The organism is Sphingobium sp. DN12 (assembly GCF_051058005.1).
Taxonomy (GTDB): domain Bacteria; phylum Pseudomonadota; class Alphaproteobacteria; order Sphingomonadales; family Sphingomonadaceae; genus Sphingobium; species Sphingobium yanoikuyae.
In genome coordinates this window covers 1,702,073-1,716,194 of the sequence record NZ_CP173717.1, presented here as the reverse complement: position 1 = coordinate 1,716,194, position 14,122 = coordinate 1,702,073, and the positions used below count along the sequence as shown (strand labels likewise).

10 protein-coding genes are annotated in these 14,122 nt (G+C 63.9%); 1 reads left to right on the top strand and 9 read right to left on the bottom strand.

Features of this window, described 5'->3' with window-relative positions; all coding sequences use genetic code 11:
- The first annotated feature begins 29 nt into the window (after positions 1-29).
- Positions 30-197, top strand: coding sequence for a hypothetical protein (locus ACI6S0_RS08150; protein ID WP_434405999.1), 168 nt, complete (start codon positions 30-32; stop codon positions 195-197).
- On the opposite strand, the gene ACI6S0_RS08145 is transcribed toward ACI6S0_RS08150, so the two are convergent.
- The 9 genes from ACI6S0_RS08145 to ACI6S0_RS08105 all read right to left on the bottom strand — a co-directional run bounded on the left by ACI6S0_RS08145 (position 194) and on the right by ACI6S0_RS08105 (position 13,732).
- Entirely contained in the window at positions 194-919 is a 726-nt protein-coding gene (locus ACI6S0_RS08145; protein ID WP_434405467.1) for an SDR family oxidoreductase, read from the bottom strand. The genes ACI6S0_RS08150 and ACI6S0_RS08145 overlap by 4 nt on opposite strands.
- Positions 919-1,599 (bottom strand): DOPA 4,5-dioxygenase family protein, encoded by a 681-nt coding sequence (locus ACI6S0_RS08140; protein WP_434405466.1) that lies wholly within the window; start codon positions 1,597-1,599, stop codon positions 919-921. Before ACI6S0_RS08140 ends, ACI6S0_RS08145 begins: the two co-directional genes overlap by 1 nt.
- 41 nt (positions 1,600-1,640) lie before the next feature.
- On the bottom strand, positions 1,641-3,005 hold the full coding sequence (locus ACI6S0_RS08135) for an LLM class flavin-dependent oxidoreductase (RefSeq protein WP_434405465.1): 1,365 nt from the start codon (positions 3,003-3,005) through the stop codon (positions 1,641-1,643).
- A gap of 13 nt (positions 3,006-3,018) precedes the next feature.
- Positions 3,019-5,523 (bottom strand): TonB-dependent receptor plug domain-containing protein, encoded by a 2,505-nt coding sequence (locus ACI6S0_RS08130; protein ID WP_434405464.1) that lies wholly within the window; start codon positions 5,521-5,523, stop codon positions 3,019-3,021.
- A 40-nt stretch (positions 5,524-5,563) separates the two neighbouring features.
- Positions 5,564-6,526: an ABC transporter substrate-binding protein gene (locus ACI6S0_RS08125; protein ID WP_434405463.1), complete on the bottom strand. Its 963-nt coding sequence runs from the start codon at positions 6,524-6,526 to the stop codon at positions 5,564-5,566.
- The gene (locus ACI6S0_RS08120; RefSeq protein WP_434405462.1) at positions 6,526-7,371 is read right to left on the bottom strand and encodes a class II aldolase/adducin family protein; all 846 of its coding nucleotides are present in this window, start codon (positions 7,369-7,371) and stop codon (positions 6,526-6,528) included. Before ACI6S0_RS08120 ends, ACI6S0_RS08125 begins: the two co-directional genes overlap by 1 nt.
- Before the next feature lie 174 nt (positions 7,372-7,545).
- Positions 7,546-10,242, bottom strand: coding sequence for a Tat pathway signal sequence domain protein (locus ACI6S0_RS08115; protein ID WP_434405461.1), 2,697 nt, complete (start codon positions 10,240-10,242; stop codon positions 7,546-7,548).
- A gap of 14 nt (positions 10,243-10,256) precedes the next feature.
- A complete protein-coding gene (locus tag ACI6S0_RS08110; protein WP_434405460.1) occupies positions 10,257-10,952 on the bottom strand; it encodes a DUF6250 domain-containing protein in 696 nt (231 codons plus the stop codon).
- The gene (locus ACI6S0_RS08105) at positions 10,949-13,732 is read right to left on the bottom strand and encodes a TonB-dependent receptor (RefSeq protein ID WP_434405459.1); all 2,784 of its coding nucleotides are present in this window, start codon (positions 13,730-13,732) and stop codon (positions 10,949-10,951) included. Before ACI6S0_RS08105 ends, ACI6S0_RS08110 begins: the two co-directional genes overlap by 4 nt.
- Positions 13,733-14,122 lie beyond the last annotated feature (390 nt).

Here is a 14,122-nt window from a genome sequence, read left to right as displayed (position 1 = left end):
CAAGCCTGTCCGGAGCTGAGGCGCTGGCCATGGGGCATGTCGGGCGGCTACGCCATGATTATGGCTGGGATCGCGATGCACCGCCAGAGGCACCGCATCTGCAGGACTTCTGGCAACTCGGCCCCTTGTTGCGCGAAGGGGCGGAGATTGCCGCCCGCCGTTATGCCGCGCGACGGGCGGACACGGACATCGCCTAGCGGAAACTATAGCCACCATCGCAGAACAGGGTGGCGCCGGTCATGTTGCCATTGTCGAGCAGGAACAAGGCAGCATGTGCCTGTTCCTCGACATGGGCGGGGCGCCCGGTCAGGCAAAGTCCGTTCCAATGGGCGTAGGCGGCCTCACGCTGCGGCGCGGGGCGACCCCGCCACAGATCGCTGTCGGTGGTGCCGGGCGACAGGCAATTGACCCGGATCGGGGACAATTCGAAAGCGAGGCCACGCGCCAATCCCTCCAGCGCTGCATTGCAGGCGGCATAGGCCGGCGCGCCAATCGGTCGGACCGAGGCCGCACCCGACATCAGCAGGATCGATGCTGTCTGTTTCAACATCGGAAGGGCGGCGTGGACGGTCCAATATTGCCCCCAGAATTTGGCGTCGAACAGCGCTTCGCTTGTGTCAACATCGCCGTCACGAAAGGCCCCGGTGCGATAGCTGGCGGCCGGGGTGAATAGTCCGTCGAGCGCCGGCACATCGTTGAAGAAGGCCGCGATCGACGCGCGATCGCCGGTGTCGATGGGACGGGCGGAGGCCTGATCCCCCAATGTCGCGATGGCGCTGGACAATCGGTCGGGCGATCTCCCGCCGATCAGCACCCTGTCGCCGCGCGCGACCAGCAATTTCGCCACGGCAAGGCCGATGCCGCTGCTGCCGCCGACGATGGCATAATGCCGGCCCGCTTGTTCCGTCGCAGCGCCCATCAGCTACGCTCGATCGCGACCGTCGGCCGGGTATTGGGATAGATTTGTTCCACGGCCGGCTCGCCAGCCGCAAGGTCCGGCTTCTTCATGCCATAGGCGTTGACCGGCTGCGACCGGTTCACCCACAGGGCATAATGGAGGTGGTCGGCGCGCGGATCGTCGGTATTGGGATGGACAAGGATGGTCAGGCCCAGGCTGTTGAGCTGGAGCCAGGGCAGGATCAGCGGCTGCAGGTCGGTGCCGAAGCCGAAATAGAAGGATGGCGTGACATGCGGGCCGCGCGGCTCCGCATTCCAGTTGCCCAACTCCACCGCAAAGCGTTCCGCCGTCCATTGCCGGATGCGGACTGCCTTCTCGTAACTATCCTCGTCGAAATAGATATGGGCGTGGTAGCTTTTGATATCGGTATAGGCGCGGGGCCGATCGGGTAGGCCGTTCTCCTCGCCGGGGCGCACCGCCAGGGGACGGGGCGTCGGTTCCGTGGCGGTAGCATAGCCCCAGGGGCTCTTGCCCGTATGGGCGGCGATGGCGGCGGGAGAGGGCGCAGGACCGGCGGCAAAGGCCGGCGCCCCGATCAGGCCACCGACAGCCGCCAGTCCGCCGGCGCGCAGCAATTGCCGTCGGCCGGGGGAGAGAAGATCTGCCCAATGCTGGTCGATTGGGTCATGGGTCTGGGACATGTCCGGTTCCTTGTTCTAAGATTTTGGAAATGAAGCGCCGCTCAGTTCCTGACAGCCGCCACGGCCGAAGGACGGGTGAAGCGGTTGTCCGGGCGATCGAGGCCCAGATTGTCGCGCAGCGTGGCGCCTTCATAGGCGGTGCGGAACAGGCCGCGCCGCTGCAGTTCCGGCACGACCTCTTCGACGAAACGATCGACCGATCCGTGCAGGTCGGGGAACATGATGTTGAACCCGTCGGCCGCGCCGGCATGGAACCAATGTTCGAAATCATCGGCGATGTCGCGCGCGCTGCCGAACAGGATGCGATGGCCGCCGGCGACCATCTTGCGCAGCAATTGCCGCACGGTCGGCTGTTCGCGGCGGATCAGGTCGATCACCAGTTGCTGGCGGCTCTTGTGCGTGTTGGTGACGGGGATCGCGGCGGGCAGTATGACCGGTTCGTCCAGCGGCAGAGTCCACAGGTCGATGCCGATATTGACGAAGCGGGATATGCCCTTGAGCGCGGAAACCGGATCGAGCAGATCCTGAAGCGCTTCGTAGCGGGCACGGGCTTCCTCGGCATTCTGGCCGACATAGACCGATATGCCGGGGAGTATCCGGACATCGCTGCGCTTGCGGCCATAGCGGCCGAGGCGGGCGGCGATGTCCGCGCCGAAGGCCAGCGCCTCGTCGATCGTCTGGGCGGCGGTAAAGATGATCTCCGCCGTCCGTGCCGCCAGTTCGCGCCCGTCATCGGATGATCCGGCCTGGGCGATCACGGGATAGCCCTGAACTGGGCGGGCTGCGTTGAGCGGCCCCTGCACCGAAAAATGCGTACCCTTGTGATCGAGCCGGTGGAGCTTGGCGGGATCGGCCCAGATGCCGCTCTGCTTGTCCTGGATGAAGGCGTCATCTTCCCAGCTATCCCACAGCCCTGTGATGACGTCGAAAAACTCCTCCGCGCGCTGATAGCGCTGGGCATGCAGGACATGATCCTCCCGGTTAAAATTCTCGCCGCCGCCGAGCGACGTGACCAGGTTCCAGCCGGCCCGTCCCGCGCTCAGATGATCGAGCGAGGCGAGGCGGCGGGCCAGCGTATAGGGTTCGTTATAGGTGGTGTTGGCCGTGCTGATCAGGCCGATCCGGCTGGTAACGACGGCCAGGGCGGGCAGCAGCGTCAACGGATCCCAGCGCATGCCCTGCGCCGTGCGGGCCAGCGAATCCGTGTCGAGGTCGGGAATGGCGACGCTGTCGTTGAGGAAGATCGCGTCGAACAGCCCCTGTTCCAGCTTCCGCGCGACGCGGGCATAGGGGGCGAAGCTGCGCGAGGCATCGACATCTGCCTCCGGCAGGCGCCAGCTCGCATTATGCGAGCCGTGCCCCGACAGGAAGGCGCCGAGCTTGAGCGTGCCGGATGGATGGGTCATGCCTGCGTCTCCATCAGAAGCTGAAGGCCAGGCGGCCATAATAATAGCCGCCATAGAAGCCGAACGGGGACTGGGCCGGATAGGGCGGGAAGCCGTTGGTATCCGGCAGCGTGTTCTTGTCGGGATAGGTGTCGAAGAAATTGTTCGCGCCGATCGCGACGTTGATGTTGCGGGTCGCCTGGAAGGACAGGTCGATATCGGCGATCCACTTGGCGCCGTAGAACTGGTCGGTCGCGGCCGTGGTGCCGAGGAAGCCCACCTTGGCGTAGCGGGTCTCGCGCAGGTTGAGCTGGAGATTGCCGAGCTTCAAATCCTGTCCCAGGATCAGTTTGGATCGCGGCAGGTTGCCGGCGATATAGCCCTGCGCCTGACGGTCGAACAGAGTGAGGTTGAGCGCAGCGAGTTCCGACGGATTGTCGGCCACGCGCGTGATCTTGGTCTTGTTATAGTTGTAGCCGAGCGTGAAGCGGATCGACTTGTCCTCGCCCAGCAGCTGTAGATAGTTGGCGACCGCTTCGACGCCGCGGGTCCGGGTGTCGATCGCATTGGCGAAATAGCGCACCGAATAATTGGGATCGAAGCCGTTGGCGACCAGGATAGCGCTGACGCCCGCGCCGGTCAGATAACCAGTCTGGGCGATGCGATCGTCCAGCTTGATCTGATAGGCGTCGACCGACAGGTTGAAGCGCGTGCCCAGTCTGTAGGTGAAACCGGCGCTCAGGTTGAAGGATTTCTCCGGCGTCAGCGGCTTGGCGCCGAGCGCATCGCCAATCGGCGTGCCGGGACGCACTGATTTGGCGGTGATGAAGGTCTGGACGCCGTTGACGGTGGTATATTGGTTCGATGTCTGGGCAAAGGCGGACTGGGCCAGCGAGGGCGCGCGGAAGCCGTTGCTGATCGTGCCGCGGATGGCGAAATGATCGGTGAAGTCATAGCGGGTGGTGAACTTGCCATTCAGCGTGTCGCCGGCGCTGTCGTCATAATGTTCGGCCCGACCAGCCAGCCCAATGAACCAGCGCGGCACCGGATTGATGCCCATGTCGACATAGGCGGCATAGCTGTTGCGGGTCAGCTTGGCGGCATCCTCGGGCGTGAGCACGATCGCGCCCTGCGCGCCGATGGTGGCATAGCGGCCGGCCAGCGGCGTGCCGGCGGGATATTGGTAAAGGCCGTTGGCATAGGCTTCCGGGTCGCCGGCGATGGTCTGGAAGCGCTCGTAGCGATGTTCGGCGCCGAAGGATATTTTCAGCGGTTCGGCAAGGCCGATGTCCACGCCCCTGGAAATGTCGAGATTGTTGGTCCACTGGGCGAACTTCGCGGTGAAGGTCCAGAATTCGGTTGGACTTGCATCGCCCAAGGAGGCGTTGAGGCTCTCCGTAGAGCCGTTCTTCGACCGGTTCTCGCCATAGGTGCTGGACAGATCCCAGCTCCAGCTCCCCGCTTCGCCCTTGATGCCGGCGAGGATCTGGAAATCATTCTCGTCCAGCGTGTAGTTGGGCGCATAGCCATCGGGATAGATGGACAGCACTGCATTGGTGGAATTGGGGCGGCGGAAATTCTGCCCGATGATCGCTTCGCGGGTTGACCATGTCGATGAAGAGTAAAGGGTCGCGGCCGGCGAAAGCGGCAGTTCCGCATTATAGAGGACCGTCAGGGCGCGCAGGTCAGGCAGGCCGCCGGTGAACACCGTCTTGTCCCGGTTTTCGCGCGGATCGGGCTGCCCATTGGCCAGCGGATAATAGAAGGCGCCGGTCGCGGGAATGGCGCGGCGGGCATGATTATTGTCCTTGGCGCTGGCGGCGATGTTGACGAACCCGTCCGGCCCCAGCTTGAAGCCGATATTGCCGCCTGCCTCGATATTGCGCCCATCGGAATTGCCGCGATAGCTGTAGCGCTTGCCGCCGTTCACCGTCAGCGTGCCGCCATGGTCATCATCCTTGAGCACGATGTTGATGACGCCGGCGATCGCGTCCGATCCATATTGGGCGGCAGCACCATCGCGCAGCACCTCGATCCGTTTGATGGCGGCCGCCGGGATCAGGTCGATATCGACCGAATTGGCACCCTGGTCGACACTGCCGGTCGACAGGTTGAGCAAGGAGCTATTGTGGCGCCGCTTGCCATTCACCAGCACCAGCACATGCGACCCGCCCAGACCGCGCAGGCCCGCCGGGCGTGCAACGCTGTTCCAGGACGAGGAACTGACGGTCAGCGAGTTGAAGCTGGGCAGCAATACGCCCAGTGCGTCACGCAGCGAACTATTGGCCCCCAATGTCGCCAACTGGCTTTCGTCGATCACATCGATCGGCACCGGGCTTTCCAGCGCGGTGGTGGCGCGGCTGCGGTTGCCGACGACGACGATCGTCCCCTCGGCATCGGCTGGGGCGGGGGCTGCAGCCGGGGTAGGCAGTTCCTGGGCAAGTGCCGACGAACCGATCCCGAGCGCGGCCAGCGTCGCGGTAGAAAGCCATAGCTGGCGCAGCACTCCAAAGGCTGGTCGGCTGATTTCATGTCGCATAAATTCCCCCTTTTTTGAGATGTTCGTGACGGTCGGCCGATCAGATCAGGCCCGGTTCCCACAGCGCCGACAGGTCGAAGCGATCCCGCACCAGCGCGAAGCGGGCGAGATCGTCGGCGACATGCTGCAGGCTCGCGATGGCGGCCTTGGCTGGCGGGACGATCAGGGCAGGCCGGCTTGCCTCGCGGGCCAGGCGCCGGAACAGGGTGGCGGGCTGGCTGCTGAGCGTTGCCGACAGCGCCGCCCAGCGTTCCGGGTTTCGGTCGATCCATTGCCAGGTCGCCTGTTCCCGGCGCAGATAGTCACGGATCGCCGCCCGCTTGAGCGGATCGGCCAGCGCGGCCGGATGGGCAGAGATGCAGAAATTGCCTGAATAGAGACCGGCGACCGATCGGACGATCCAGCGCCCGCCGAGCAGGCTTTCGGTCAACAGGGCGGAAATGCCGCCGGTGACGATCGCTTCGACATGACCACGCGTGAAGGCGGCATTGGCGTCGTTGGCGGGCAGGCCGATGGCCTGCACCTCGGACAGGCGCAGATCATGCGCTTCGAGCAGCTTGAGCAGATAATAATGATTGTTGGTGTTGGGCGTGTAGGCAATGGTGCGTCCGCGCAGATCGGAAAATCGCCGTGCGCTCGATCCCTTCACCACCAGCACGCCGCTATTGTTCACGTCGCCCTGGTGGGTCGCGATCAGCCTGAGCGGCGTGCCCGACTGCAGCGCGAAAGCCGGCGGGATTTCGCTCATATAGGCATAGTCGAGCGCGCCGGCGGCATAGGCGTTGAGCACCAGCGGGCCGCCGGGCAGGTCGACATAGCGGACCTGATAGGGCGTGTCGGCCTGTCCCGCCGCCGCCATGAAATTGCCGGCCGTCGTCTTGTAGCGCCAGACGCTCAGGGTCACGTCGGACAATGCCCGTTCCGTGGCCGCGCCGCATCCGGCCAGCGTCAGGGCGCCGGCGCCGGCTAGCAGCGCCCGCCGGGAATAAAGCTGACGGGGCATCAGTCGAGCAGATCGGGCTGCGCGCGGACGATCTCGTCCCAATAAGGCAGGAAGCTGAGCCAGGCCCATCCTTCCCGCTGGTCGGGAGAGGGGCTCTGGGTCGGCGGATCGACGATCGCTGTTCCGGCGGCCCGTGCCGCCAGTTGCACGCGGGCCGCGCTTTCATAGGCAATGAAGCGCCAGGCCGCGCTTTCGACGCTGTTGCCGACGGTCCAATGACCATGATTGGCCCATAGGAGAATGTTGCGGTCACCCAGTGACCGGACGAACTGTTGCGCGACGGCGTCACGACCAGCGGTGGCATCCGACAGGCGATCGGGCACGAAGACCACCTGATCCCCATGGAAGGCGGCGAGGTCGGCGATGATCGGCTCGATCGGCTGCCGGAAGGCGGACCAGGTCTTGGCATGGAAACTATGGGCATGGACGATGCCGACGACATCCGGCCGGGCGCGCTGGACGGCATGATGATAGGGGATGCCGGATATGTTGACCGGCCCGTCGCCCTCGACGACCCGCCCGTCGCTGTCGATCCGCAGCAGGTCCGAAACCCGGATATGGGAAAAGGGGACGCCGACCGGATTGACCCAGAAATGGTCCACATGTTCGGGGTCGCGGGCGCTCAGATGGCCGGCCAGGCTAGGCTCGACGCCATGCTGGGCCAGCAGGCGCAGCGACGCGGCCAGTTGCTGCTTGCGGTGCAGCCGTTCGTCCAGAACTGTGCGCCGGGCCGCGTCCGCATGCAGCCGTGGCGCATCGCCATCGCGGGGGACATCATGGATGCGAGGGCGCCGTAGCGCCGGGTGCGAGAATTCATCCGCGTGACTTTGCGATATTATCGTCATTCACCGCTCTCGTTGGTAAACGTGGCTGGTGATGTTTTTTTAGATATGTTCCGTGTTATGTATCAAATGACTATGACGTCATTTGAATTGTAAGATTGAATAGGTGGACATTATTTTCTTATGATTTTCTCATTTTTATCATTGCTGCAATTTATCGATCGTTGATCGACATGCTCAATCTGGCGGGATCAGGGCCAGATTCTGGATCGCCGCCAGCCCCCATTGGGCTGCGCCGTTTGTCGATAGGCCGGGAATCTCCACGCTGCCGTCGCCCGCCTGGATGGTCGTCAGGCCTGGTTTCAGTTCGCCATCCTGAAATTCGTTCCAGGCGCGCGCTGCCAGCGCCGTGTCCTGCAGCGCGTGCGCGGCATAGGCGGTCAGGCGCGAATGGGCCTGGCGCAGATTATGACCGCGTGGCGCTTCGCCAAAACGCCTTTTCCATTGGTCGGCGGGGGCGTTGTACCATTTGCAATAATCGATCCAGGCCGCCCGATAGCCGGGCGCATCGACCAGTGGCAGAAGTTCGGCCATGATTTCGACAATGCCGAAGACCGCGTTGAGGTGGCTGACGCTGATATGATCGCCGCCGGACACGAAGCGGCCGCTGGCGAGATCGAAATTGGCGCCGCCGGCCCACCATTGGCGGGGCAGGGCGGCGATGCTGTCCATGCCGGCCAGGATCCGGTCGCGCCAGCGGCGGTCGCCGGTCCTTTCCCATTCGGTGAACCAGGCCGCGACCAGGCTGCCCCAGCTCGTGCCGAAGGACAGCTGGATCACGCCGTCCGGTAATCCTGCGGGTTTGACGACAGCGCCGACCCCGCCGGGCGGCAGCGATTCCGGCGCTCGATCGGCAACCTTGCGGCCAATATCCACATGTTGCAGCACGCGGTCGGAATGGACCAGCGCCCGCATCAGGTCGCCGACCCGTTCGTCGCCGGTCAGATAATAGAAGATGCGGCGATAGGCAGCATTGGATACGCGCGGCTGCTTGCTGCTGTCGCTCCAGTGCTGGACGCCATGGCGCGTGCCAAGGCCAGCCCAGGGGCCGGCATGATAGACGTCGACCTCGCCTGTGTGCCGGGTCATGGCTTCCGCCATGCGGAATATGTCCGCCCGGCCCGATCGCAAATAGCTGTACCAGAACCACAGGTCAGTCGACAATTCGCTATTGTCCCAGGCATAGCCACCAATGTCGTAACGCCATTGATGCCGGTCGCTGTCATAGCTGTGCATCACGTCGCCATGGTTCCAGAAACCATACCAGTGGCGCCGGTCAATCTCGTCGCGATAATGATCGATCAACAGGTCATTCTGTCGCTCGATCGCCAGTGACAAGGCGCCACTGGTCGCGCGCGGCGCCCAATCGCCGAACACGCCGGCGGCATGAATGCGATCCGGCTGGACCTGCAACCGGGCGGGGCTGGCCACCTGGGCGGCATAGCTGTCCAGCGTTGCGGCATCGGGCGTCGCGGGCAGCGCCCAGAGCCATAATTCATTGGTTCGGGCGATGCCTTTGGCCTGATCCCAGCCGGGTTCATAATCCTCATAGGTCATGTCCAGCCCGTCATTCTGGCGGGCATAGTCGGTCATCCGCAGCACATCGCGATAGGAGCGCATGTCCATGGCAGGCGCGTCTGGTGCGTGCAGCCAGGCGGTCAGGTCGGCCGCGTCCCCCGCCGCGCCGTCAATGTCGAGCTGGACCGGATGGCGTTTCCAGAAATCGGCCATGCCGATCGCCGCGCCGCCCGAGGGCGTGCCGACATAGGCCAGCCCACGGGCGCGATCGCCTTCGAGCGACTGGATCGGCGCACGCCCCTTGCGGGTGCGCTTGGTCAGGGTGAAACCCTGGGCATTGCCCTGGAACAGCCGGAAATCGCCCCATGCCGGGATATTGTCGAGCAACTGGCGCAGCCGATCCGGCAGCGTGTCGACCGATGGGGTTGCGCGTCCGACAATCTGTGCCTGACGAAAGGCTTCGCCGACATCGCGGCGCAGGCCCGTGAGCGGCCGAACTGCTTCACTGAACAGGCCATGATCGGTGGCGATGCGGACATGTCGATCGTGCAAGGGCGCGGCCATCGGCACCTGCGCCCGGATGCCGAGACCGCGCAGGAAATCGCGATCGGCGTCGCCATCCCAAATGAAGCTGTGGACGATGCGGACGGCCGGACTGTCGGCGGTGAAATAGAGGCGCAGGCTGAAGGGCAGCCATTGGCGGCTGTTGTCGGTATGATTGCCCTCCACCTTGACGACGGCACGGACCGGACCGCTTTGTTCGACGGTCAGCGCGTCGATCCGGCTGGTGTAGCACTGGATCGACAGATTTTCCGATTCCTCGTCGGACGCCGCATTCTGGACGCTGGCCAGCAGATGGACATTGCGCAGCAGGGCGCGGCCATCCCGTTCTGCCGCGGCGATGATGGCGCTGCCCGTGCGCGGTAGGCGCCAGGACGTCGCGCCAACATGCACCAGCACGGCATCGGCCTGCTGTTCGACGCGGACAGGATGCGCGGGAGCGGGATTGCGTCCGATGCCGATCGAGACATGGGAGGGGCCTCTGTCGATCATCGCCGGCAGCGCATGGCCGCTCCATTTGATCGATCCGTCCGGCCAATAGGCCAGCGGCCAGCTTTGCAGCGGCAGCGCGATACCATCCGCATCATGCGCCTGAAGCCTGTCCGTCCCGCGCAGCGTGCCGCGGGGCCAGGGCGTGCCCCAGATCTGGCCGCCGTCCCAGGCCGGTGGGCTGCCGTCCAGCCAATGCACATTCGTTGCCGGCGGCGCCTTCGCGGCGCGCGCTGGTGTCGGCAGGGCGAGCACGGCGCCACCCAACAGGCTGGACTGGAGCAGAGCGCGGCGGGAGAGGGGCATGCGGTTTCCTTGGGTCAGCGAAGTGCGCGAACGGTGAAGTCGCGGATTTTCAGATGGCTGGCGGTGGTGCGCAGGGCGAAGTGGCCATGGGTGTAGGGATGATCGTCCTGAAAGGCGAACAGTCGCTGGCCATCGCGCAAGAAGGCGATCTTGTCTCCGTCGGCAATCAGGACGATATCCTGCCAGCGATTGGCGACCAGCATGTCTTCGGACCCGCGCCGGTCATTTTCCGGCAAAAGGGGCCGGTCACCATCGCGGCCGACATAGCGGCGAAAGCGGGTGGTGCTGTTGCCGTTGCCGCCCAGCCCGACATAATAGGTCTTCAGGCCGTCATACTCCTCGAACTTGCCGCTGCGCGGTCGGGCCAGGACATCGCCGTCTGGCAGCGCGGGGTCGTTGGCCATCCAGAAGCAGTTGAGGTCGCTCACCCGATCATGCGGTCCGCCCTGCGCCACGGCCTGCGCCCGATAGCGGATTTCGAGAGGCCCGTAGAGCAGCGGGCGGAACCACAGGGTAAGCCCAGCGGGCGCTTCGATATCGAGCAGCCCGCCCTGCGCGCGCACGGTGGCGAGCTTTTCGGCTTCGATCTGCCATTGGCCCAGCCCATGCCGGAAATCGTCCCGATGCAGCAGGTGGCCGATAGCGGCACGGGCAAAGGCCGGCAGGAGCGAAGCCCCCGCCAGGCCTGCCAGCGTATCGCGCCGCGTCACAGCTTTGCCCGGACGCCGAAATAGATGCGGCGGCCATAGGTCTCGATGACGTTGCGACGATAGATGCTGTTGGCATTCTCGATCCGGGTGGAATCGGTCAGATTGACGCCCTCTAGGAACAGCGAGACATGCGGGTTGACGACATAGCTGGCTGACCCGTCCAACTGGCCGAACGCTTCGCCAAAGGACGGATTGTTGCCGCGATCGACCGCGTTGATCAGATAGCGGCTGCGCCAGTTATAGGATCCGCGAATGGCGAAGCGCCCGTCATCGTAGAAGAGCGAGGCATTATAGCTGTTCCGTGATACGCCGGGGAAGGGCAGGCTGGCATTGGTGAAATAGTCACGCCCTTCATAGCCCTTGTCCTTGTTGTAGGTATAGTTGGCGATCACCCCCAAATGGCTCAATATACCGGGCAGGAAATCGAGGCCCAGTTGCACGCCGGCTTCCACGCCCTGGATGGTGACATGCTGAGTGCCGTTGACCGGCAGGCGAATGGTGTAGACCTGCCCGTCAATTTCCTCCTCACGGCTGTCGGTGTCGATGAAGGACTTAATGTCCTTGCGGAAAGCCGTGACGGAGAGATAGTTGGTGCGCGAGATATAATATTCGACACCCAGATCATATTGCCAGGCCCGATAGGGCTTCAGCCCCGGATTGCCGCGCGATCCGGTCAGCCCAACGGGATCGAGCCGGACATTGGGCGCCATTTGCGAAGGGGCGGGGCGGGCCAGCACGTCAGACGCGGTGGCCCGCACCACCAGCCTGTTGGGGACGAGTTCGGCGCGCAGGTTCGCGGACGGCAGCAGCACGGTATATTCGCCGGTATAGCGGGCGGGCGTGATGACGCCGCCGCTGCTCTGGCTGCCGGTCGATATGGTGCGGGTGTGGACCAGGCGCGCGCCGAACACGCCCGACAGGTCGAAGCCCAGATCCGCCTTGAACGCGGCCTGACCATAGCCGGCGATGGTTTCTTCCTTCACCCGATAGGTGTCGAGCGGCGAGATGCTGGTATAGGGATCGGGAATGCCGATCGCATTGGCGAGGTCATCGCCCAGATTCCACCAGCGGTCGATGCCGGAAAAGCCCAGATCGCCGGTCTTGAAGAAGCTGCCGTCGCCCATGCCGCCATAATTGTTGAGCAGGCTCTGGATGGTGGCCAATTGAGCGGCCGGCGTGGTGGTGGCCAGAACCTGCGCGCCGGTGATGCCTGACCGGGTCAAGGTGGTCTGGCCCGTGATGCCGTTCAGCGTATAGACCGCGTTGCTGAAGCGGCTGCTCGAAACCAGCCTATTCTGTTCGATGCCGCCCTTCAGCGATGTCAGCAGGCCGTCATTGTCGGGGCGATATTCGGCGTCGAATTTGGCGCCTTGCTCCTGCTGGCGATTGAGGCGCGGCCGCGCCTCGACGGACAACGTGTTGATGCCCTGGGTCGTGGTGGTGTCGATCGGCAGGATGATGTTGGGCGCATGCTGCGGATTGTCATAGTCGATGGTGATCCAGGGCAGGGCATCCTTGCCGGATACCGACGCGGTCACGTCGACCTCATCATTGAAGACGCGCGATGCGGCATAGGTGCCGCGGGCCGACAGCTTGACCTTGCCGACCTGCCATTCGGCGCCGACGATGCCGTTGAAGGTGCGACGGCGCAGCCCGCCGATGACGCTGCGATAATTGACGCTGGGGCCGGTCCCGGCGGCGCTGTTGTTCACGAAGGTGACGGTCTGGGCCGTTTCGTCGCGGATCACGACGCCGGTCGGGTCGACCCCGCCATTGGCCACTGACTGGGTGGTGGAGAGTTGCAGATACTGGTCGTCCGATCGCGTATCGCTCTTGGTAAAGGTACCCTCGACATAGGCCTTGAAATTATCGTCCGGGCGCCATTCGACAATGCCATTGAGGGCATAGCGCTTGGTGGGCTCGGTCGCGGTGATATAGCGCGGAATGTCCGGGTAGAAATCGCCAAAGCCGCTGCCGTCCAGGTCGACGCAGCGGGCCTGGTTGCGGCCCGACAGGCAGTTCTGGCTGGCGGGCGTTGCCGGTTGCACCGTTTCCACCTGGCGCCAGCCGGTGGTGCGCGCCTGATCATAGCGGATGGTGCGATCTTCATAGGTGCCCGAAAGCAGCACGCCGATCGTGTCATGCGCGAACAGCTTGGAGCCGATCAGCGCGAATTTCGGATCCACCTTGTCCGCCAGTTCATTGTAGATGCCCTGTGCCGACCCGGCCAGATAGCCTTCCTTCGCATCGAACGGGCGGCGCGTGATGATCCGTACCGTGCCGCCCAGGCCGCCTTCGGTCATGTCGGGCGTGGCGGACTTGAGCACTTCGAGGCGCGAGACGAATTCGGCGGGCAGGTCGCGAAAGTCGACCGCGCGGTTGCTGCCATTGCCGGCGGCCGCTGCGATCGAGGTTGAGAGGGCAGACTGGCCGTTGATCTCGACCCGGTTGAGTGATGGATCGGCGCCGCGAATGGTGATCGCCTGCCCCTCACCGCCGCCGCGGGTGATTTGCACGCCAGTCACGCGCTGGAGCGCTTCACCGATATTCTTGTCGGGAAACTTGCCGACATCCTCGGCCGAGATGACGTCGACGACCTGTGCGGACTGGCGCTTCACTGCCAGCGCGTCGGCCAGGCTCTTGCGGATACCGGTCACGACGATGTCGGAGCGTTCCGTTGCCCCTTCCTGAGTGGCTTGCGGCGTGGATTGATCCTGCGCCTGGGCGAAGGTGGATGTCGTAGAGAGCAGCAGGAAGACGGCGCTGGTAAGACGATGCACGACAGAGGACCCCTTTTTGTCGGACTATTGGACGAGGGGCGGGCTAAAGATAACGGAATTGGTAGACAAAAAAGTTTTTCTACCCCGGTATGAAGAGAGAGGCGGTGGCTGCTGCTCCTATTGGCAACGCTAAACGTTTTAAATTGGGCTATTGGTGCTGGAGAGGATGGCGATACGGGAATTAGGCATCGTCGGCGCGCATGGGGACATCGGGCTCGGCCACGACCTATGAGATATACTCATGGGTCAACAGCGGGGCTATTTGCTTCTGAACGCCAAGGCACGCCGCACGCCCCCTCCTTCCCACTGCCTGGTTCGATCTTAGCAGACCCGAATGGAGCCGTTTATTTGGTTATCTGGGGCCACGAAGTGGCAGTAGATGACCCGGCC

Coding starts and splice junctions, on each gene's coding strand:
- ACI6S0_RS08150 (WP_434405999.1), top strand. CDS start 30: ATGGGGCATGTCGGGCGGCTACGCCATGATTATGGCTGGGATCGCGAT.
- ACI6S0_RS08145 (WP_434405467.1), bottom strand. CDS start 919: ATGGGCGCTGCGACGGAACAAGCGGGCCGGCATTATGCCATCGTCGGC.
- ACI6S0_RS08140 (WP_434405466.1), bottom strand. CDS start 1,599: ATGTCCCAGACCCATGACCCAATCGACCAGCATTGGGCAGATCTTCTC.
- ACI6S0_RS08135 (WP_434405465.1), bottom strand. CDS start 3,005: ATGACCCATCCATCCGGCACGCTCAAGCTCGGCGCCTTCCTGTCGGGG.
- ACI6S0_RS08130 (WP_434405464.1), bottom strand. CDS start 5,523: ATGCGACATGAAATCAGCCGACCAGCCTTTGGAGTGCTGCGCCAGCTA.
- ACI6S0_RS08125 (WP_434405463.1), bottom strand. CDS start 6,526: ATGCCCCGTCAGCTTTATTCCCGGCGGGCGCTGCTAGCCGGCGCCGGC.
- ACI6S0_RS08120 (WP_434405462.1), bottom strand. CDS start 7,371: ATGACGATAATATCGCAAAGTCACGCGGATGAATTCTCGCACCCGGCG.
- ACI6S0_RS08115 (WP_434405461.1), bottom strand. CDS start 10,242: ATGCCCCTCTCCCGCCGCGCTCTGCTCCAGTCCAGCCTGTTGGGTGGC.